Source organism: Micromonospora sp. CNZ296 (assembly GCF_007827635.1).
Map to the genome: position 1 here is coordinate 258,172 of NZ_VISW01000005.1, position 20,241 is coordinate 278,412.

A 20,241-nucleotide genomic window follows, 5' to 3' on the forward strand; every position below is an offset into this window, starting at 1 on the left:
CAAGGGGCAGGTCAGAATCTCAGCATGGACGGCCACGAGAACGAACAGCACCGCACCGGGGACGAGACGTCTCCGGAGCGCGGGCGCGCCCGCCGCCTGACGGCGTGGCGGCCCGGTCACCGGCTGCGCCGGCTGGGTGTCGTGCTGGCTCTGCTCGCGGTCACGCTCGGCGGCATCGTGATCGGCACGTACGCGGGCGGCCACGTCGGCACCGACATCGGCCCGTTCCGGGCCGAACTGAAACTCAGCCCGTCGCTGTCCGGCGGCACCACCGTCGACATCCCGCCGCTGGGCGCGCTGCTGCTGGACAGCCACGACGGCCCGGCGTACCTCACAGTCGAGGTGGGCTCGCTGGATCAGGGGCGCACCGAGGCGCTCATCGACGACCCGGCCAGCATCAGCCGGGCCAGCCAGTCCGCCGTCCAGGACGTCCGCGACGGCGTGATGCGGCTCGGGCTGCGTACGCTCGCCTCGGTCGTGCTCGCAACGCTGCTGCTGGCCGCGCTCGTCTTCCGGGACGTCCGGCGTACCGCCTGGGCCGGCGGCCTGGCGCTGGTCGTGACCGCCGGCAGCCTCGGGATGGCCGCGAGCACGCTGCGTCCGCAGGCGATCGAGGAGCCGCGGTACGAGGGCCTGCTGGTCAACGCGCCGGCGATCGTCGGTGACGCGCGGCGGATCGCGAACGACTACACCAAGTACGCCGAGCAGCTCCAACGGCTGGTCGGCAACGTCAGCAAGCTCTACACCACGGTCTCCGCCCTGCCCGTGGTGCAGCCGTCGCCCGGCACCACACGGGTGCTGCACGTGTCGGACATCCACCTCAACCCGACCGGCTGGCAGCTGATCCGTACCGTGGTCGAGCAGTTCGGCATCGACGTGGTGGTCGACACCGGCGACATGACCGACTGGGGCAGCGAGCCGGAAGCCTCGTTCGTCGGGTCGATCGGCCTGCTCAAGAAGCCGTACGTGTTCATCCGCGGCAACCACGACTCGCCGCGCACCGCCGCCGCGGTGGCGCAGCAGCCGAACGCGATCGTGCTGAACAACTCGGTCACCACAGTGGGTGGGCTGACCATCGCGGGCATCGGCGACCCCCGCTTCACCCCCGACAAGGAGACCTCACCGGCCGGCAGCGGCCTCACCTCGGCCGTCGCCGACCAGGTGATCGGCGCCGGCGAACAGCTCGCCGCCACGATCGACAAGTCGCCGCGCAAGGTCGACATCGCGCTCATCCACGACCCCGCCTCGGCCGGCCCGCTCTCCGGCGACTGCCCGCTCGTGCTCTCCGGGCACACCCACTCCCGGCAGGTGTCGAAGCTGCCGCAGGTGGAGGGCAAGCAGCCGACCACGCTGATGGTGCAGGGCTCCACCGGTGGGGCCGGGCTTCGCGGCCTGGAGGGCGAGAAGCCGACTCCGCTGACCATGACTGTGCTCTACTTCGACCAGCAGAAGCTGCTCCAGGCGTACGACGAGATCACTGTGGGCGGCACCGGGCAGTCGCAGGTCAACCTGGAGCGGCACGTCATCCGCGACCCGGCGAAGGGCGACCAGGTGCCGGTCACCCCGACCCCGACCCGCGGCCCGTCGGAGTCGCCGTCGCCGGGCACGACCACGCTGAGCCCCACCCCCACGAGCTGACCGCCCCGCTTCTCGCCTTTCTCGCGGTCAGCCCGGCGCCCTGCCGCACTGACACTCGGTCACTCGGCGTCACCAAGCCCGTCGGGCACGGGGATGCCCCGCCGCCGACTTTGCTCTGCACCCATCGGCGCAGCAGGAACCGAGCGTCACCGTCTGGGTGGGTGCAGAGCGGCGAGCGTTCCACTACGCCCCAGCTCAGGGCGGTGATGCGGATATGGCTGCAGAGCAAAGGGGCCGAGAGGTGATCCCCCGGGTCGCCAGAGGCGGTTACCCTCCGCAGCCATTCCCGCCGTCACTTTCCGTGAGGAATGCCGTCCACCGCGCCACCCGAATCGGCCAGGACGCGGCCCGCCGTGCCGGGGTCGATCCGGGAGCCAGGAGAGCCGGCAGAACCCGGTCGCAGGACGCACCGGGCCGAGTGCCAAGGGCGGGCCGGATCGCCCGAGAGAGCCGGAAGACCGGCGAGCCGAGAGGCTGAGGCCCACCCGGAGGCCGGACCTCACCGCGAGGACCCGGGACCGCCGCACGGAGGCCGGACCTCCACCGCGAGGGCCCGGGGCCGCCCGGATGTCCGGCCGGCCCCGTGGCGGCGTGCGGTCAGCGCAACGGACGCGCGCCTCAGCGCAGCGCGATCGCGGCCAGCGCGGCGTTGACGATGCTGCCGGGCAGCAGGTCGTGCAGCTCGTACAGCTCCCGGACACTGCCGGACTGGCCGAACTCGTCCACCCCGAGCGGCACCGCCGGAGCGACGACCGCCGAGCCGAGCCAGGCCATCGCGTGCGAGGCCGCGTCGTGCACGGTGACCACCGGCACCCGGTCGGCGAACGCCGACCGCAGCGCGCCCGGCACGCTCGGCACGGTCGCGGTCCGCACACCCTGGCGCAGCGTCCGCTGCCACGCGCGGTAGAGCCGGTCCAGGCTGGTCACGTCGACCACGTGCGCGGCCACGCCCTCCTCCGCCAGCTCCGCGGCGGCCGCGAGCGCCTCCGGCAGCACCGCGCCGGAGGCGGCGAGCTGCACGACCGGGGCGTCAGCCAGATCGGGGTACGCCTGGTGCGCGTCGACGAGCCGGTACGCGCCGGCCACCACCTGCCGCCGCAGCACGGCGTCCCCGAGCCGTGCCCGGGCCGCCTCGAACGGTGCCTGGTCGATCGGCCGGGTGCTGAGCCGGAAGTAGTACGCCCCGTCCTCGGCCGGCGCGGCTGTCGCGGCCGGAGCGGAGCCGCCGGCGATCTGCCCGAGCGCGTCGCAGAGCAGCCAGTCGAGGCTGCCGGCGTACGCGGGCTCCAGGAACGTCACCCCGGGCAGCTCCAGGCCGACCGATGCGGTGATGGTGGACTGGTGCGCGCCGCCCTCCGGGGCCAGCGTGATGCCGGACGGGGTGCCGGCCACCACGAACCGGGAACCGGAGTACGTGCCGTACAGGAACGCGTCGAGACCGCGCAGCACGAACGGGTCGTAGACGGTGCCCACCGGCAGCAGCGGCTGGCCGGACAGGTCCCACGACAGGCCGAGCTGGCCGAGAAGCAGGAACAGGTTCATCTCCGAGATGCCCAGCTCGATGTGCTGCCCGGCGGGGCTCTCGGTCCAGCGCAGCATCCGGTCCTCGGTCCAGGAACGCTGCTCGGTCGGCGCGAAGACGCCCGTCTTGTTGATGAACCCGGCCAGGTTGGTCGAGGTGGCCACGTCCGGCGCGGTGGTCACCAGGTAGGGCGCAACCTGCGGATCACGGGCCAGGTCGACCAGCACCCGGCCGAAGACCTCCTGGGTGGAGACGGGCTTGTTCGCGCGTACCCTCGTGGTCTCCGGAACGGTGACGCCCAGCGCGCGCTCGCGCGGCGGGCGGGACAGCGCCTCCCGGCGCTCGCCGGCCCGGATGCCGGCCGGTGTCGCCGGGTCGAGACGGTCCCACTCGGTCTCCGGGGTCAGGCCCTGCGCGGCGCGCAGCGCGTCGACCTGCTCGGTGGTGAGCAGCGCCGAGTGGTTGCGCGGGTTGCCGGCGATCGGCAGGCCCCAGCCCTTGACCGTGTACGCGAAGACGACGCTGGGCCGATCGGTGACGGCGTCGCACTGGGCGTAGGCGTCGAGCATGGCCTGCGCGTCGTGCCCGCCCAGGTCGGTGACGAGCGGGCCCAGCTCGTCGTCGCCGATGTCGGCGACGAACGCGGCCACCTCGGCCGGCGCGCCGTCCAGGAACTGCTTGCGCAGCGCCGGCCCGGCCAGCCCGAACAGCGACTGGTACTGCTCGTTGGGCATCCGGTCGATCCAGTCGCGCAGCGCCGCGCCGCCGGGCCGGGCGTACGCCTCGGCCAGCTTGCGGCCGTACTTGACCTCCACGACGTGCCAGCCGGCGGCCTCGAACTGGCCGCGCCACTGGTTGATCCGGATGCCGGGTACGACCCGGTCCAGCGACTGGCGGTTGAAGTCGACGAGCCACATCACGTTGCCGAGCCCGGTGGTTGCCGGGTCGGCGACGGCCTCCCAGATGTTGCCCTCGTCCAGCTCGGCGTCACCGATGATGGCGACGAACCGGGAGTGCGGGCGCGCGCCGAAGTGCGCGTCGACGTAGCGGCGGGTGACGGCGGCGAACAGCGGCGCGGCGGCGCCCAGGCCGACCGAGCCGGTGGAGAAGTCCACCTCGTCCGGGTCCTTGGTGCGCGACGGGTACGACTGGAGCCCACCGCGCGCCCGCAGCTTCGGCAGGTACGACCTGTCGAGGTTGCCGAGCAGGTACTGGATCGCGTGGAACACCGGCGAGGCGTGCGGCTTCACCGCCACCCGGTCCTCGGCGTCCAGGTGGTGGAACCAGAGCGCTGTCATCGCGGTGACCAGGGAGGCGCTTGACGCCTGGTGGCCGCCGACCTTCACCCCGTCACCGGTGTCGCGGTCGTGGTTGGCCGCGTCGACGATGCGGGTGGCGAGCCAGAGCACCCGGCGCTGGATCTCATCGAGGACGTCGAGGTCGTGCTGGTTCACGGTGACTCCATCCGGGCGTCGCCGTTGACGCCCTGTCCGGGGAGGGGGTGGCGAGGCGTTAGGAAGGGCCCCTTCCCATGCACCAGGCGTTAAGAAGGGGCCCTTCCTTACAACACGTCAGGCGCCGAGGCGCGCCAGGATCAGCTCGCGGACGGTCTTCGCGTCCGCCTGGCCGCGGGTGGTCTTCATGACCGCGCCGACCAGCGCGCCGGCCGCCGCGACCTTGCCGCTGCGGATCTTGTCGGCGACGTCCGGGTTGGCGGCGATCGCCTCGTCCACGGCGGCGGTGAGCGCGCCGGTGTCCGAGACGACCTCCAGGTTGCGGTTGGTCATGATCTCGGTCGGCGAGCCCTCGCCGGCCACCACGCCCTCCAGCACGGTACGGGCCAGCTTGTCGTTGAGCTTGCCGGCGTCGACGAGGCCCTGCAGCTCGGCGACCTGGGCCGGGGTGGCACCGACGTCGGCCAGCTCCACGCCGGTCTCGTTGGCGCGGCGGGACAGCTCGCCCAGCCACCACTTGCGGGCCGCGGCCGGGGTGGCGCCGGCGGCCACCGTCGCCTCGATCAGCTCGACCGCGCCGGCGTTTACCACCGACTGCATGTCGAGGTCGGACAGGCCCCAGTCCTGTTGGATCCGCTTGCGGCGCAGCCGCGGCAGCTCCGGCAGGGCGGCCTTCAGCTCGGCCACCCACGCGGTGTCCGGGGCGAGCGGCACCAGGTCCGGCTCCGGGAAGTACCGGTAGTCGGTGGCGGTCTCCTTGGACCGGCCCGACGTGGTGTCGCCGGTGTCCTCGTGGAAGTGCCGGGTCTCCTGCGTGATCCGGCCTCCGGCCTCCAGCACCGACGCCTGGCGCAGCATCTCCGAGCGCACCGCCCGCTCGACCGAGCGCAGCGAGTTGACGTTCTTGGTCTCGGTGCGGGTGCCCCACTCCTCGCCCGGCCGGTTCAGCGACGTGTTGACGTCGCAGCGCAGCGAGCCCTCCTCCATCCGCACGTCGGAGACGCCGAGCGAGCGGATCACGTCACGCAGCTCGGTGACGTACGCGCGGGCGACCTCGGGCGCGAGCGCGCCGGTGCCCGGGATGGGCTTGGTGACGATCTCGACGAGCGGGATGCCGGCCCGGTTGTAGTCGACGAGCGATTCGGTGGCGCCGTGGATGCGACCGGTGGCGCCGCCGACGTGCAGCGTCTTGCCGGTGTCCTCCTCCAGGTGCACCCGCTCGATGCCGATGCGCACCAGTTCGCCGTTCACCTCGACGTCCAGGTAGCCGTCGAAGCACAGCGGCTCGTCGTACTGGCTGATCTGGAAGTTCTTCGGCATGTCCGGGTAGAAGTAGTTCTTCCGGGCGAACCGGCACCACTCGGCGATCGAGCAGTTCAACGCCAGCCCGATCCGGATGGTCGCCTCGATGGCGGCCTTGTTCGCCACCGGCAGCGAGCCGGGCAGGCCGAGGCAGACCGGGCAGACCCGGGTGTTCGGCTCGCCGCCGAAGTCGGTCGGGCAGCCGCACCACATCTTGGTGTTCGTGCCCAGCTCGACGTGGGTCTCCAGGCCGATCACCGGTTCGAAGCGCGCGACGACCTCGTCGTACGCGGGCAGTGTCGTCGTCATCTGAGCTCCAGGCGCGATCCGGACAGAACCGCTCCAGCCTAATCGGCTGGCCCGGCCACCCCGCTGCCGGGCTTCGAGATCACCGCACGGCGGCCCGCCACGACGACCTGGCCCGGGCCGGGCGTCACTCGGGTGCGGTGAAGCTCCGCCGGCGGTTGTAGGCCAGCACGAGCAGGATGCCGCCGACGGAGAAGGCCACGACGCTCAACAGCAGCAGTACGAGCGGCGAACCCGGCCCGGTGATCGGCAGCCACGCGCCACTCACCTTCGACGGCGAGGGCGTCGGCTGGGGCGCCACGGTGCTGCTGCTCGCCGACGGCGTGGCGGCCGGATCGCTCGGCGTCGGCGTCGCAGTCGGGGCGGCCGGGGTGGGCGTCGAGCCGGTCGGGGTCGCCGTGGGGGTGGCCGGGGCCGGGGCGGCGACGGTCAGGGACACCTCAGTCGTGGCGCTGGTGCTGTATCCCTTCGCCGAGACGGTGAAGGTGAACGTGCCGGCGCTGCCCGGGGTGCCGCGGAGCCGGCCCTCCTCGTCGAGGGTGAGACCGCCCGGCAGTGCCCCGGCGGCCAGGGCGAACGCGATGTCCGAGTCACCGTCGGCGGTGAACCGGAAGGAGTAGGGCTTACCGGCAGTGGCGGCGGGCGGTTCGCCGGAGGTGAACACCGTCGCCGCCTCGGCGACGACGACTGTGGCCTTCTGCTCGTCGAAGCGGTCGTTCTTGTCGGTCATCCGCAACGTGAACGTGTACGTGCCGGGGGTGGTCGGCGCGCCACCGAGCGACGTCCCGACCACGAGCATCCCCGGCGGCAGACCGCCCGACGTCACCGACAGCCGGTACGGCTCGGTGCCGCCTGTGGCCTCGACGGTGTGGATCGCGTACACCCGCCCGAGGTACATGGGCGACCGCGGCGTGCCGGACGTGATGACGACAGTCGGCTCGCGTACCTCGATGGTCGCCGTCTGCTCGTCGAAGAGGTCGTTCTGGTCGGTCATCCGCAACGTGAACGTGTACGTGCCGGGCGTCGTCGGCGCACCACCGAGCGACGTCCCCACCACGAGCATCCCCGGCGGCAGACCGCCCGACGTCACCGACAACCGGTACGGCTCGGTGCCACCTGTGGCCTCCACGGTGTGGATCGCGTAGACCTGCCCGATGACCATGACCGGCCGGGGCTTGCCCGAGGTGATGGTGACGGTCTCCGTGACGGCGGTGGCCGGTTGCGCGGTGGCGGGCTGCGCGGCGCCCAGCAGCAACGCCGCGACCATCGTCAGGGCCATGGCCGGGCGAAGTGTCCCCATCGCACATCCAGCTCTCGGTCGGAACCGCTCGCGTCCGCCAGCGGGCCACAGTCCAGTCGATCCAGCAGACCCGGAGTTTATTCGACCAGTGCCAGTGACCCCGGGCAATCCACTGATCGGTGATCACCGTGTCGCCGCGACGACAGCCGCGCCCGGCGCGGTCGTGGTGACCGCACCGGGCGCGGGACGTCGTCCGGTACGGAGGCGGGCGGCCCGCCTCCGTACCCCTTGGTTCAGAGCGCCGGCGGGGTGAGCGTGCCGACGGCGTTCTCCAGCGCGGCGGCGACCCGGTACATCCGGTCGTCGGCCATGGTCGGCGCCATGATCTGGAAGCCGACCGGGAGCCCGTCGGACAGGCCGCACGGCACCGAGATGGCCGGGCCGCCGTACAGGTTCGTCGGGATGGTGAACAGGTCGGCCAGGTACATCTGGTACGGGTCGGCGGTGCGCGACCCGATCGGGAACGCCACGAACGGCGTGGTCGGCGAGATCAGCGCGTCGACCTGCTCGAACGCACTGGTGAAGTCCCGCGTGATGAGCGTGCGGACCTTCTGCGCCTGGCCGTAGTAGGCGTCGTAGTAGCCCGAGGAGAGGGCGTACGTGCCGAGCATGATGCGGCGCTTGACCTCGGGGCCGAAGCCGGCCTCGCGGGTCAGCGACATGACCTCCTCCAGCGACCGGTTGCCGTCGTCGCCGACCCGCAGGCCGAACCGGACGCCGTCGAACCGGGCCAGGTTGGAGGAGCACTCGCTCGGCGCGATCAGGTAGTACGCCGGCAGCGCGTACTTGAAGTTCGGGCACGAGACCTCGACGATCTCGGCGCCCAGCTTCGCCAGCGCCTCGGCGGCGTCGCGGAACGCGGCCATCACGCCGGGCTCCGCGCCCTCACCGGTGAACTCGGTGACCACGCCGAGCTTCACGCCGGTCAGGTCGCCGGTGGCGCCGAGCCGCGCCGCGGCCACCACGTCCGGCACCGGGGCCGGGATCGAGGTGGAGTCGCGCGGGTCGTGACCGCCGATCACCTGGTGCAGCAACGCGGCGTCGAGCACGGTACGCGCGCACGGGCCGGGCGTGTCCAGCGACGATGAGAACGCGACCAGGCCGTAGCGGGACGTGCCGCCGTAGGTGGGCTTCGCGCCGACGGTGCCGGTGACCGCGCCGGGCTGGCGGATCGAGCCGCCGGTGTCCGAGCCGATCGACAGCGGCGCCTCGTACGCGGCCAGCGCCGCCGCGCTGCCACCGCCGGAGCCGCCCGGGATCCGCTCCAGGTCCCACGGGTTGCGGGTCGGCCCGTACGCGGAGTACTCGGTGGAGGAGCCCATCGCGAACTCGTCCATGTTCGTCTTGCCGAGCATCACCGTGCCGGCGTCGCGCAGCCGCTCGACGATCGTCGAGTCGTACGGCGGGCGCCAGCCCTCCAGGATCTTCGACCCGACCGTGGTCGGCACGCCCTTGGTGGTGAGCACGTCCTTCACCGCGACCGGCACACCGGCGAGCGGGCCCAGTTCCTCACCGGCGGCGCGGCGCTCGTCCACGGCACGCGCGGCCGCCAGCGCCCCCTCGGTGTCGACGTGCAGGAACGCGTGCACCCGGTCGTCGACGGCGCCGATCCGGTCCAGGTGGGCCTGGGTGACCTCGACCGCGGAGGTCTCGCCGCTCGCCACCAGCCCGGCGATCTCAACGGCGGTGAGCTTGGTCAGGTCGGTCATGAGGCCACATCCTCGTCCAGGATCCGCGGGACGCGGAACCGCTGCTCCTCGGCGTCGGGGGCGCCCGACAGCGCCTCCTGCGGGGTCAGGCCCGGCCGCACCACGTCCTCACGGAGCACGTTCGTCAGCGGCACGGAGTGGGACGTCGGCGGGATGTCCGCCGCGGCGACCTCGCCGACCTGCGCGACCGACTGGAGGATCACATCCAGCTGGCCGGCGAAGGTGTCCAGTTCCTCCTCCGTGACGGCGAGCCGCGACAGTCGCGCGAGGTGCGCGACCTCCTCGCGGGAGATGGCGGCCATCAGTGCCCCCTTCGTGGCTGTCCTGAGACGTCTGCGGTGGGCCGGCCGCGCGTGCGGGCGTGCTCGATGACGCGCGGTGACCGGAGCGAGTCTATTGTCCCGCCGTCACGACGACGCCTTCGACTCCCCCTCCGGGGCCGGACCGCTGCGGCTCCCCGCCTCCGCCGGGCGCACCGGACGGTAGCGGGACAGCCAGGCCACCAGGTCCTCGGCCGGCATCGGCCGGGCGTGGAACCAGCCCTGCGCCACGTCGCACCCGGCGGCGTGCAGCATCCGCCAGGTGCGCTCGTCCTCCACGCCCTCGGCCACCACACGCAGCCCGAGCGCCCCGGCCAGTTCGATCATCGAGCGGACGATCGCCGCATCGTCCGGGTCCTCGGCCATCCCGAGGACGAACGACCGGTCCACCTTCACCTCGGACAGCGGGAGCCGCCGCAGGTGCTGGAGCGACGAGTAACCGGTGCCGAAGTCGTCGAGCGCGATGCCGACGCCGATGCGGTGCAGCTGGGTGATGCTGGCGAGCACCCGCCGCGGGTCGGCCATCAGCGCGCCCTCGGTGATCTCCACCTGGAGGCGCTCCGGCGGCACGCCGTACCGGGTCAGCCGGTCGGCGATCTGGTCGGCGATCTCGCCGGTGTGCAGGTCACGGACGCTGACGTTGAGCGCGGCCCGCAGCGTGAGCCCGGCCGCCGACCACTTCGCGAGCTGCTCCACCACGTCGTCCACCACGCGGCGGGTGAGCAGCCGCATCACCGCGCTCTGCTCGGCGACCTGGATCAGCTCGCCCGGGTCGACCATGCCCCGGCGCGGGTGCCGCCAGCGCAGCAGCGCCTCGACGCCCACCACCTCGCCTGTCGCGATGGCGATCTGCGGCTGGTAGTACATGGTGATCTCGCCCGGGTGCCCGGCCTGCTCGTCCGGCCCGGCCACCGTGCTTCCGTCGGCGGTCGGCCCGATGACGCCCGGCGCACCGGTGCTCACGGCGGCCTCCGCGTCCCGGGTGACGTCGGCGTCGGCGGTCTCCGTCTCCGTCTCCGGCGCGAGCTCCGCGTCACCCACCACGAGCGGACCCGCGACCGGTCCGGCGCCGGCCCGGGCGGCCCGGCGGCGGATCGGGTCGGCGCCGGTGAGGATCCGCTCGATCAGGTCGTCGTCGTGCCGCTCCTCGACGCGCTCGCGGCGCCGTCGCAGCCAGCGGTTCGCCCCGTCGCCGGACCGCCGGCCGCCGTCGCGCGCCGGCCGCTGGTTGCGGGCCGGGCGGTCGGCCCGCACCGGCAGCGCCGGGGTCAGGGCGGCGCCGTCACCCCCGCGTACGCCCACAGTCTCCCCGCCCTGCGCGGACGGGCCGGACTCCAGCACCCGGCGCAGGTCGGCCAGCAGGCTCAGGCGCTCGGCCGAGTTGTGGTCGGACTCCGGCGCGTAGACCGCCACCGTGTCGTTGCGGTGCTTCGCGTCGTACATGGCCACGTCGGCGTGGCGCATCAGGGTGGCGAAGTCCTCGCCGTGGTCGGGGTAGAGCGCGATGCCGATGGCGCCGCCCACGTCCAGCGGCAGCCCGTCCAGCGGCACCGGTTCGGCGAGCGCGGCGACCACCCGGTCGGCCCGCTCGCGAGCCTGGTCGATGTCGGTGAGCCGGGGTACGACGATGGCGAACTCGTCGCCGCCGAGCCGCGCCACCATGTCACCGGCGTCCACAGCGCCCGTCAGACGGGCGCTCACCTCGACCAGCAGGCGGTCCCCCACCGCGTGCCCGAGCGCGTCGTTGACGTGCTTGAACCGGTCGAGGTCGAGCAGCAGCAGCGCCAGGTGCGCGTCCGGCGCGCCCCGGGCGGCCCGGTCGCCGTGCAGGTGCACCTGCTCGGCCACCTCGGTGAGCAGCGCCTTGCGGTTGGGCAGCCCGGTGAGCGGGTCCACGTCGGCGAGCTGTTCCCGTTCGGCGGAGAGCCGGGCCATCCGGTAGACGGCGAACAGCGGCACCAGCACCAGCGGGATCAGCGCCGCGCTGGCCCGGGCGGCGGCCACCAGCACCGGCGCGAGCAGCAGCAGCGAACCGGTGGCGAGCAGTTCGTAGGCCAGGCCGCTGCGGACGCTCGGCCACCACCTGTCGCCGAAGCGCAACCGGACCGCGGAGCTGACCAGCCCGTAGTTGACCACGAACCAGGCGACCGTCGCGCCGCCCACCGCCGCCACGTCGGTCCAGTGCAGACGGCCGCCGTCGAACAGCTCACCCGGGCCCAGCCGGGTGACCGCGTACGCGGCGGCGAGCGCGCACGCGTACTGCGCGGCGTTGAAGCCGGTACGCCAGGGGGCGTACCCGAGCCGCCAGCCGCTGACCGCGACCGCCACGGCCTGCACCGCGACGGCCGGACCGAAGCCCCAGCCGAGCAGGATGGCGAAGGTGAAGCAGGTCGACGGGAACACCGCCGAGGTCTGCCGCCGGCCGGGCGGGACGAACGGGCGGGCGTCGCAGGCGACGGCGAGCGCCGCCATCGTCCAGAACGCGGCCGGCAGTTCACTCCATCTGTCGGCGAGCGCGACGAGCGGCCCGGCCGAGACCGCCAGGGCGACCACGCCGATCGCGCCGACGAAGCCGAAGAACGGCCCGCTCCGCCCGGGCGGGACGGAGTTACGCGGGTCGCCGGTCTCCATCGCACCTCCCGGGGAACGTCCTGGCGCGCGCCGTCACGCGTCGTACGCCAATGAAACGCCCTCCGAGGCGATTTCCCCGACACGACAGTCACGAATCGGTCGTAGTCGTAATTAACTTGGTATCCGCCGGACGATCGCTGTGACCAGCCTGTCAGTCCTGCACCCGGGCCACCTCGCGGGCCGCCTCCGGGCCGGAGTCCAGCAGCACCCGGAATCCGTCCTCGTCGAGGATCGGCAGTTTCAGGGTGGCGGCCTTGTCGGCCTTGGAGCCGGGATTGTCGCCGACCACCACGAAGCCCGTCTTCTTGGAGACCGAGCCGGTCACCTTTCCGCCCCGGACCTGGATCGCCTCGGCCGCCTGGTCGCGGCTGAACCCGCCGAGCGTGCCGGTGACCACTACCGTGATCCCGTCGAGCGGTCGCGGCCCCTCGTCGGCGGCCTCCTCGGCCATCCGTACGCCCGCCGCGGCCCACTTGCGCACCACGTCGCGGTGCCAGTCGACGGCGAACCACTCCTTGACGCTCGCCGCGATGGTCGGGCCGACGCCGTCCACCGAGGACAGCTCCTCCTCACCGGCGGCTTCGATCGCGGCGACCGAGCGGAAGTGCCGGGCGAGCGCCTGGGCGGCGGTCGGGCCGACGTGCCGGATGGACAGCGCCACCAGCACCCGCCACAGGTCGCGTTCCTTGGCCTCGGCGAGGTTGTCGAGCAGCTTGGTGGCGTTGCTGCCCAGGCTGCCGTCCTTGTTGACGAAGAACGGCGACCGGCTCAACTGCTCGGCGTCGAGCTGGAACAGGTCGCCCTCGTTGGTGATGATCTGGGCGTCCAGCAGCGCCGCCGCGCCCTTCTCGCCGAGCACCTCGATGTCGAGCACCTTGCGGCTGGCCAGGTAGAAGACCCGCTCGCGGATCTGACCGGGGCAGGCCCGCCCGTTGGGGCAGCGGATGTCGACGTCGCTCTCCTTGGCCGGCGCGAGCGGCGTGCCGCAGGCCGGGCAGGTGGTAGGCATGACGAACGGGCGGGCGTCGGCCGGGCGCAGCTCGACCACCGGGCCGAGCACCTCGGGGATCACGTCGCCGGCCTTTCGCAGCACCACCGTGTCGCCGATGAGCACACCCTTGCGCTCGACCTCTCGGGCGTTGTGCAGGGTGGCGTAGGCGACGGTGGAGCCGGCCACCCGCACCGGCTGGAGCACGGCGCGCGGGGTGACCCGGCCGGTGCGCCCGACCTCCACCTCGATGTCGAGCAGCTTGGTGTTGACCTCCTCCGGCGGGTATTTGAAGGCGATCGCCCAGCGGGGCGCGCGGCTGGTCGAGCCGAGGCGGCCCTGGATGGAGACCGGGTCGACCTTGACCACCACGCCGTCGATCTCGTGCTCGACGTCGTGCCGGTGCCTGCCGTAGTAGGCGATGTATTCCGCGACGCCGGCCAGGTCGTCCACCACCCGCCACCGGTCGCTGGTGGGCAGCCCCCACGCCTTGAGTGCGGCGTACGACTCGGACTGCGCGGCCGGCCGGAACCCGGTGCGCGCGCCGACGCCGTGCACCACCAGGCGCAGCGGGCGGGAGGCGGTCACCCGGGGGTCCTTCTGCCGCAGGCTGCCGGCGGCGGCGTTGCGCGGGTTGGCGAACGGCGCCTTGCCCTGCTCGACCAGGCTCGCGTTCAGGTCGGCGAACGCGGCCACCGGGAAGTAGATCTCGCCGCGCACCTCGATCAGGTCGGGCACGTCGGGGAAGTCGCCGGCCGGGGTCAGCCGGGCCGGTACGCCCTTGATGCTGCGCACGTTGGCGGTGACGTCCTCGCCGGTGCGGCCGTCGCCCCGGGTGGCCGCGCGCACCAGCCGGCCCTTCTCGTAGGTGAGGTTGATGGCGAGCCCGTCGACCTTCAGCTCGCACAGGTAGGGCACCGGGCCGCCGGCGTCGCGCTCGACCCGCTCCGACCAGGCGGCCAGTTCCTCGTCGGCGAAGGCGTTGTCGAGCGAGAGCATCCGCTCGGCGTGCGTGACCGGCGTGAAGTCGGTGGAGAAGGTGCCGCCGACCCGCTGGGTGGGCGAGTCGGGGGTGCGCAACGCCGGGTATTCGGCCTCCAGCGCCTCCAGTTCCCGCAGCTGCTTGTCGAACTCCGCGTCGGTGACCGTCGGCGCGTCGAGCACGTAGTAGCGGTACTGGTGCTCGGTCAGCTCCTGGCTGAGCGTGGCGTGCCGCTCCCGGGCCGCCGGGGTCGGCTCGGCACCCGCCGCCGCGTCCTGGGCCGCGTCGACCGCTGAGGGAACCGCTTCTTCGGACACGCCGCCGCCTTCGGACACCGCTGTCGACCTCCCGTGTTCGTGCTACCCGAGAACCGTAGCGGTCGGCTGTGACAGTCGTCCGGCCACCCGCGCCGAGCAGGGCGAACGGACGCCCACCGCGCCACCCGGGCGGGTGGGGCCGGGCCGTGCGACGATCGGTCGGCGGTAGTGGGCCACAACGGTCGGAAGGCGGACGACGGATGCGCGACGGGGTGATCTGGGCGCTGGTGATCGCGGCCTGCGTCGCAGCCGGCTGGCTGTGGAACGACTGGCGCCGCCGGGCGGCCGAACGCGCCGGGACGCGCGACCGGGCCGACGGGAAGCGCGACCGGGCCGACGGACGGCGGCCGGGCACCGGGCGTGGCAGCCGCACCGGCGGACCGGACGGCGAGCGGACCGGCGGTGGACGCCGCGGTGACCGGGCCGGCACCGGGCCACGGGGCGGCCGCACCGCGACGCCGCCGAGGCCGCGGGGCGCCGGATGGACGAGCCGGGACGAGCCCCGGCCCGGGGAGATCTGGTGGGCCGACGTGCCCTACGCCGACGGGACCGGTTCGAAGGTGCGTCCCTGTCTGGTGCTGCGCGTCGACGGCCGGGACGCCGAGGTCCTGAAGATCACTAGCCAGGACAAGTCGGACCGGGACGACCACCTGCCGATCCCGACCCGGGACTGGGATCCGGACGCCGACCACGACAGCTACCTCGACGTCAGCGAGCCGATCCCGGTGCCGCTGGACGCGTTCGCCGACCGGGCCGGCACCTGCGACCCGGACCTGTGGCGGGGCGTCCGCCGGCTGAGCCACCTCACCGGCTGAGCGAGCCGCCTCGCCCCGGCCTCACCCGGAAGGCGGGGTCACGCCGCCGGTCCCCGGCCGTCACGGGGTGAGCCGGCGCCGGACGCCTCCCCGTCGAACGCGTCGGCGAGCGCGGTGAGCTGGCCGGCGTACTCGATCCGCCCCGCCCACCCGGCGGGCCAGGCGGCCGTGCCGTACGCGGCCCCGACGAACGCGCCGGCCAGCGCGGCGATGGAGTCCGAGTCACCGGCCGTGGTGGCGCCCCGGGCCAGCGCGCCGACCGGGTCGTCGGTGTGGCGCAGCGCGCAGAGCAGCGCGGTGGCCAGCGCCTCCTCGGCGATCCACCCCTCACCGGTGAACCGGCACGGGTCGCCGCCGTCGTCCGGGCGGGCCAGCGCCGCCTCCAGCCGGCCGAGCACGCGCAGGCAGTCGTCCCAGCCCCGGGCGACGAACTCGGCCGCGTTGCTCTCGCCGGGCCGCTGCCACAGGTCACCGAGCCAGTCTTCCCGGTAGACGGTGCGCTGCGCCCGGGCCCGCTCGGTGAGCAGGCCGGGCAGTTCCGGCAGCGCCGCGCCGTCGCGCAGCAGCCGGACCGCGTACGCGGTCAGCTCGCTCGCCGCCAGCCCGGTCGGGTGGCCGTGGGTCAGGCCGGCCTGGAGCTGGGCCAGCCCGGCCATCGTGTCCAGGTCGACGTCGAGCAGCCCGACCGGGGTGACGCGCATGTTCGCGCCGCAGCCCTTGGAGCCGGCGACTGTGGCCTCCTGCCAGCGGGAGCCCCGGGCCAGCTCGGCGCAGGCCCGCAGGCAGGTCATGCCCGGGGCGCGGTTGTTCTCCGGGCTCACCGACCAGTCGACGAAGCGCTGCCGCAGCAGCGGCTCCACCACCTCGGCCGTGTACGCGGGCGCGTCGTGCAGCGCCCACGCCACGGCCAGCGCCATCTGCGTGTCGTCGGTGACCAGGGCCGGGTCGCCGGTCAGCTCGCGCGGACCGCCCGGACCGTAGCGCCGGACGATCTCGGTGACGGTGAGGAACTCGGTCGGCTTGCCCAGGGCGTCGCCGTAGGCCAGGCCGAACAGCGAACCGGCGGCCCGGCCGGTGGCGGTGGAGGCGGTCACGGTGGCGATCATGCCCCCGCCGCGCAAGTGGCGGAAGATCAGTCCCAGCAGAGGCAGAACGGGTGGCCGACCGGGTCGGCGTAGACCCGGAAGCCCTCCCCCTCACCGGGGAGCCGCCGTGCGCCGAGCGCCAGCACCGCCTTCTCGGCCGCCTCGATGTCGTCGACGCTCACGTCGAGGTGGAACTGCTGCGGCCGGGCCGGATCGGGCCAGTCGGGGGTGCGCAGGCCCGGTGCCCGCTGCAAGGCCACCCGCGGCTGGTGCCCGGGTGGGCCGCCGAGCACCACCCACTCGTCGCCGTCGGAGTTCTCCTCCACCACGGGCAGGCCGAGCAGCTCGGAGTAGAAGGCAGCGAGCGCGCGCGGATCGGGGCAGTCGATCACTGTGGAACGCAGTCGTCCAATCATGCCGGTCATCGTGCCCGGCGGGTACGACGGAAAAACGTCAGTCCTCGGCGAGCCGCCGGCCCGCGTCGCGGCAGGCGGTGAGCACCGCGCGGGCGTACCCCGGGGTGGCGCCGGCCAGGCCGCACGCGGGGGTGACCACCACCTGCTCGGCCAGCCGGCGGCGGGGGAAGCCGAGCTGGTCCCAGACCCGCCGGACCCGGTCGGCGACCTCGGCCGACGTCGGCGCCCGACCGGACGGCGGCGGCAGCGTCGGCGCGGCGCCGGCCAGCAGCCCGAGCCCGGCGTCGATCGCCTCGCCGAGCGGGTCGAGGTCGGTGACCAGCGACAGGTCGAGCGCGACGCCCACCGCGCCGGCGGACCGGATCAGCTCCAGCGGCGCGTCCGGCGCGCAGCAGTGCACGAGCGCCGGAACACCGGCCGCCTCGATCACGTCGTGCAGCAGCGCCCGCGCCACCTCGGTCTCCACCGGACGGTGGGTGCCGAATCCGCTCTCGGTGGGCACCCGGCCGGCCAGCACCGCCGGCAGGGACGGCTCGTCGAGCTGGAGCAGCACCGAGGCACGGGGCAGCCGCCGGGTCACCGCCTCGACGTGCCCGCGCAGCCCTTCGCCGAGCGAGCCGGCGAGGTCGCGTACCGCGCCCGGGTCGCGCAGCATCCGGCCGCCGATCGGCAGCTCCAGCACGGCGGCGAGGGTGAACGGGCCGGCGGCCTGGACCTTGACCGGTCCGGCGTACTCCTCGGCCTGCTCGGCGAGCTGGTCGAGGTCGCGTTCCATCAGGTCGCGGGCACGACGCACGTCCCGGCCGGGGCGCGGGGCGATCCGCCAGCGGGCCGCGTACAGCTCGACCGGCAGTTCGACGAGCAGGCCGGCGGTGCGGCCGACGATGTCCGCGCCCGGCCCCCGGGCTGGCAGCTCGGGCAGGTGCGGCAGTGCGGGCAGCTCGCCGAGCACGATCCGCTGCGCCTCGGCGATGTCGGTGCCGGGCAGCGACCCGATGCCGGTCGCCGCGCCGGTGGGCCAGGGCCACGCCTGCTCAGTCACGGCCGCAGCCTATCCGCTGCCCGTCGCCGGTCAGGCGGCGGTGATGGTGGCGGAGCCGAGGACCACGTCACCGGCCGGGTCCGGCCGGTAGGCCACTATCGCCTGGCCGGCTGCCACACCCCGGACCGGGCGGCGCAGCGACGCGCGCAGGCCGTCGGCGTCGACCTCGACGGCGGCCGGCACCACGTCGCCGTGCGCCCGGAGCTGCACCTCGCACTCGACCGGCCCGTCCGGGCGCGGCCCGCCGGTCCACACCGGGCGGGTGGCGCGTACGTCGGAGACCTCCAGCGCCTCGGCCGGGCCTACTGTCACCGTGTTCGTGGTCGGGGTGATGGACAGCACGTAGCGGGGCCGGCCGTCCGGCGCCGGGCGGTCCAGGTGCAGGCCGCGCCGCTGTCCGACGGTGTACTGGTAGGCGCCGCTGTGGCTGCCCACCACCGCGCCGGTGAGCGCGTCCACCACCTGGCCCGGCGCCTCGCCGAGCCGCTCGGCGAGGAAGCCGCGGGTGTCGCCGTCGGCGATGAAGCAGATGTCGTGCGAGTCCGGCTTGTCGGCCACGGCGAGGCCGCGCCGGGCGGCCTCCGCGCGCACCTCGGCCTTCGTCGAGTCACCGAGCGGGAAGATCGACCGGTCGAGCTGCGCGCGGGTCAGCACCGCCAGCACGTACGACTGGTCCTTGGCCGCGTCCACGCTGCGCCGCAGCAGGCCGTCCGCGCCGAGCCGGGCGTGGTGGCCGGTCACCACCGCGTCGAAGCCCAGGGCCACGGCCCGGTCCAGCACCGCCGCGAACTTGATCTTCTCGTTGCAGCGCAGGCAGGGATTCGGGGTACGCCCCGCGGCGTACTCGGCCACGAAGTCGTCCACCACGTCGTCGTGGAACCGGTCGGCCATGTCCCACACGTAGAACGGGATGCCGAGCACGTCGGCGGCGCGCCGGGCGTCCCGGGAGTCCTCCAGCGTGCAGCAGCCCCGGGCGCCGGTGCGGTACGTCTGCGGGTTACGGGCCAGGGCCAGGTGCACGCCCGTCACGTCGTGCCCGGCCTCCACCGCCCGTGCCGCCGCGACGGCGGAGTCCACCCCGCCCGACATCGCCGCCAGAACCCTCACCGGCCCACTCCCCTCGTCCTCACCGAGCGTATCCGGGTCAGCGGGGAGTACGGAGGGCGGCCGCGCGGCGGGCCCGCTCCACCGCTGCGGGCAGCGCGGCGATCAGCGCGTCCACGTCCGCGCCGGTGCTCGTGTGGCCGAGCGTGAAGCGCAGCGAGGACCGGGCCCGGTCGTCGTCGGCGCCCATCGCCAGCAGCACGTGCGAGGGCTGGGCCACCCCGGCGGAGCAGGCCGACCCGGTCGAGCAGGCGATGCCCTGGGCGTCCAGGAGCAGCAGCAGCGCGTCTCCCTCGCAGCCGGGGAAGGAGAAGTGCGCGTTGCCCGGGAGCCGGTCGGCCGGGTCGCCGTTGAAGATCACCTCGGGGACGGCCTGCCGGACCCGCTCGACCAGCTCGTCGCGGAGCGCGGCGACGCGGGCGGCGTACTCCTGCTGGCCCTTGACCGCGGCCTCGACGGCGACGGCGAACGCGACGATGCCGGCGGTGTCCAGCGTCCCGGAGCGTACGTCGCGCTCCTGGCCGCCGCCGTGCAGCAGCGGGGTGGCCGCCACGTCGCGGGCCAGCAGCAGCGCGCCCACACCGGCCGGGCCGCCGAGCTTGTGCCCGGTCACGGTGAGCGCCGACACGCCGCTGGCGGCGAAGTCGACGGGGACCTGCCCGACCGCCTGGATGGCGTCGGTGTGGAACGGCACCCCGTGTTCGGCGGCGACGGCGGCCAGCTCGGCCACCGGCTGGACGGTGCCCACCTCGTTGTTGGCCCACATGGCGGTGACCACCGCGACACGCTCGCCGTGCTCGGCCAGCTCGGCGCGCAGTCGCTCCGGATCGAGCCGTCCGGCCGCGTCGACCGGCAGCCAGCCGGCCTGCGCGTCCTCGTGCTCGACCAGCCAGTCCACCGCGTCGAGGACGGCGTGGTGCTCGACCGCGCTGGAGACCACCCGGACCCGGTCGGCCCGGGCGGCGCGACGAGCCCAGAAGACGCCCTTCACGGCGAGGTTGTCGCTCTCCGTGCCGCCGCCGGTGAAGATCACCTCGGAGGGGCGAGCGCCGAGCGCGGCGGCCACCCGCTCGCGGGACTCCTCCACCCGCCGCCGGGCCCGGCGGCCCGCCGCGTGCAGCGACGAGGCGTTGCCGACCTCGCGGGCGGCAGCGACGTACGCCTCGAGTGCCTCGTCCAGCATCGGGGTCGTCGCCGCGTGATCAAGGTATGCCATCACGGTTCAGCCTAACGGCCTGCGTACCAGGCACCGGGGGCCGGACCGCCCCGTCCCACCCGGGGCGGTCCGGCCCGCTCTCGCGCGCTCACGC

General features: G+C 74.0%; 14 protein-coding genes. 2 read left to right on the top strand and 12 right to left on the bottom strand.

Going from position 1 to position 20,241, the window contains the following annotated elements; all coding sequences use genetic code 11:
• Positions 1 to 24 precede the first annotated feature (24 nt).
• Positions 25 to 1,638, top strand: coding sequence for a metallophosphoesterase family protein (locus FB455_RS11390; protein WP_013474306.1), 1,614 nt, complete (start codon positions 25 to 27; stop codon positions 1,636 to 1,638).
• A gap of 618 nt (positions 1,639 to 2,256) precedes the next feature.
• Here the strand turns inward: FB455_RS11390 and FB455_RS11395 are convergent.
• From FB455_RS11395 to ligA, 7 genes are all read right to left on the bottom strand, one after another.
• Entirely contained in the window at positions 2,257 to 4,614 is a 2,358-nt protein-coding gene (locus FB455_RS11395; protein ID WP_145753267.1) for a transketolase-like TK C-terminal-containing protein, read from the bottom strand.
• A gap of 117 nt (positions 4,615 to 4,731) precedes the next feature.
• Complete coding sequence (gatB, locus tag FB455_RS11400) at positions 4,732 to 6,225, bottom strand: Asp-tRNA(Asn)/Glu-tRNA(Gln) amidotransferase subunit GatB (RefSeq protein ID WP_091329759.1); 1,494 nt, start codon at positions 6,223 to 6,225, stop codon at positions 4,732 to 4,734.
• A 124-nt stretch (positions 6,226 to 6,349) separates the two neighbouring features.
• Positions 6,350 to 7,522, bottom strand: a complete 1,173-nt coding sequence (locus FB455_RS11405) for a putative Ig domain-containing protein (RefSeq protein ID WP_145753269.1) — start codon at positions 7,520 to 7,522, stop codon at positions 6,350 to 6,352.
• 233 nt (positions 7,523 to 7,755) lie between these two features.
• The gene (gene gatA, locus FB455_RS11410; protein WP_145753271.1) at positions 7,756 to 9,231 is read right to left on the bottom strand and encodes an Asp-tRNA(Asn)/Glu-tRNA(Gln) amidotransferase subunit GatA; all 1,476 of its coding nucleotides are present in this window, start codon (positions 9,229 to 9,231) and stop codon (positions 7,756 to 7,758) included.
• A complete protein-coding gene (gene gatC, locus FB455_RS11415; protein ID WP_013284468.1) occupies positions 9,228 to 9,533 on the bottom strand; it encodes an Asp-tRNA(Asn)/Glu-tRNA(Gln) amidotransferase subunit GatC in 306 nt (101 codons plus the stop codon). Before gatC ends, gatA begins: the two co-directional genes overlap by 4 nt.
• A 105-nt stretch (positions 9,534 to 9,638) precedes the next feature.
• Positions 9,639 to 12,182, bottom strand: coding sequence for a GGDEF domain-containing phosphodiesterase (locus FB455_RS11420; RefSeq protein ID WP_145753274.1), 2,544 nt, complete (start codon positions 12,180 to 12,182; stop codon positions 9,639 to 9,641).
• A gap of 151 nt (positions 12,183 to 12,333) precedes the next feature.
• A complete protein-coding gene (gene ligA, locus FB455_RS11425) occupies positions 12,334 to 14,487 on the bottom strand; it encodes an NAD-dependent DNA ligase LigA (protein ID WP_145753276.1) in 2,154 nt (717 codons plus the stop codon).
• 182 nt (positions 14,488 to 14,669) lie between these two features.
• Between ligA and FB455_RS11430 the strand changes: the two genes are divergently transcribed.
• Positions 14,670 to 15,284: a type II toxin-antitoxin system PemK/MazF family toxin gene (locus FB455_RS11430; protein ID WP_145753279.1), complete on the top strand. Its 615-nt coding sequence runs from the start codon at positions 14,670 to 14,672 to the stop codon at positions 15,282 to 15,284.
• Positions 15,285 to 15,322: 38 nt separating this feature from the next.
• On the opposite strand, the gene FB455_RS11435 is transcribed toward FB455_RS11430, so the two are convergent.
• Genes FB455_RS11435 through FB455_RS11455 form a run of 5 tightly spaced genes read right to left on the bottom strand, consistent with a single transcriptional unit; the run spans position 15,323 to position 20,147 of the window.
• Positions 15,323 to 16,390: an ADP-ribosylglycohydrolase family protein gene (locus FB455_RS11435; protein WP_145753282.1), complete on the bottom strand. Its 1,068-nt coding sequence runs from the start codon at positions 16,388 to 16,390 to the stop codon at positions 15,323 to 15,325.
• A 26-nt stretch (positions 16,391 to 16,416) separates the two neighbouring features.
• Entirely contained in the window at positions 16,417 to 16,785 is a 369-nt protein-coding gene (locus FB455_RS11440; protein WP_030270144.1) for a VOC family protein, read from the bottom strand.
• Positions 16,786 to 16,822: 37 nt separating this feature from the next.
• On the bottom strand, positions 16,823 to 17,827 hold the full coding sequence (locus FB455_RS11445) for a methionine synthase (protein WP_145753284.1): 1,005 nt from the start codon (positions 17,825 to 17,827) through the stop codon (positions 16,823 to 16,825).
• A gap of 30 nt (positions 17,828 to 17,857) precedes the next feature.
• Positions 17,858 to 18,934, bottom strand: coding sequence for a tRNA 2-thiouridine(34) synthase MnmA (mnmA, locus tag FB455_RS11450; protein ID WP_013284461.1), 1,077 nt, complete (start codon positions 18,932 to 18,934; stop codon positions 17,858 to 17,860).
• Between the two features lie 37 nt (positions 18,935 to 18,971).
• Positions 18,972 to 20,147 carry a cysteine desulfurase family protein gene (locus FB455_RS11455; protein WP_030270148.1) on the bottom strand — a complete coding sequence of 392 codons (1,176 nt, stop codon included), beginning with the start codon at positions 20,145 to 20,147 and terminating at the stop codon, positions 18,972 to 18,974.
• Between the last annotated feature and the right edge of the window lie 94 nt (positions 20,148 to 20,241).

What these genes read in the sequence shown, in the direction of transcription:
- FB455_RS11390 (WP_013474306.1), top strand. Translation starts at nt 25, where the DNA reads ATGGACGGCCACGAGAACGAACAGCACCGCACCGGGGACGAGACGTCT.
- gatB (WP_091329759.1), bottom strand. Translation starts at nt 6,225, where the DNA reads ATGACGACGACACTGCCCGCGTACGACGAGGTCGTCGCGCGCTTCGAA.
- FB455_RS11405 (WP_145753269.1), bottom strand. Translation starts at nt 7,522, where the DNA reads ATGGGGACACTTCGCCCGGCCATGGCCCTGACGATGGTCGCGGCGTTG.
- gatA (WP_145753271.1), bottom strand. Translation starts at nt 9,231, where the DNA reads ATGACCGACCTGACCAAGCTCACCGCCGTTGAGATCGCCGGGCTGGTG.
- gatC (WP_013284468.1), bottom strand. Translation starts at nt 9,533, where the DNA reads ATGGCCGCCATCTCCCGCGAGGAGGTCGCGCACCTCGCGCGACTGTCG.
- FB455_RS11420 (WP_145753274.1), bottom strand. Translation starts at nt 12,182, where the DNA reads ATGGAGACCGGCGACCCGCGTAACTCCGTCCCGCCCGGGCGGAGCGGG.
- FB455_RS11430 (WP_145753279.1), top strand. Translation starts at nt 14,670, where the DNA reads ATGCGCGACGGGGTGATCTGGGCGCTGGTGATCGCGGCCTGCGTCGCA.
- FB455_RS11435 (WP_145753282.1), bottom strand. Translation starts at nt 16,390, where the DNA reads ATGATCGCCACCGTGACCGCCTCCACCGCCACCGGCCGGGCCGCCGGT.
- FB455_RS11440 (WP_030270144.1), bottom strand. Translation starts at nt 16,785, where the DNA reads ATGATTGGACGACTGCGTTCCACAGTGATCGACTGCCCCGATCCGCGC.
- FB455_RS11455 (WP_030270148.1), bottom strand. Translation starts at nt 20,147, where the DNA reads ATGGCATACCTTGATCACGCGGCGACGACCCCGATGCTGGACGAGGCA.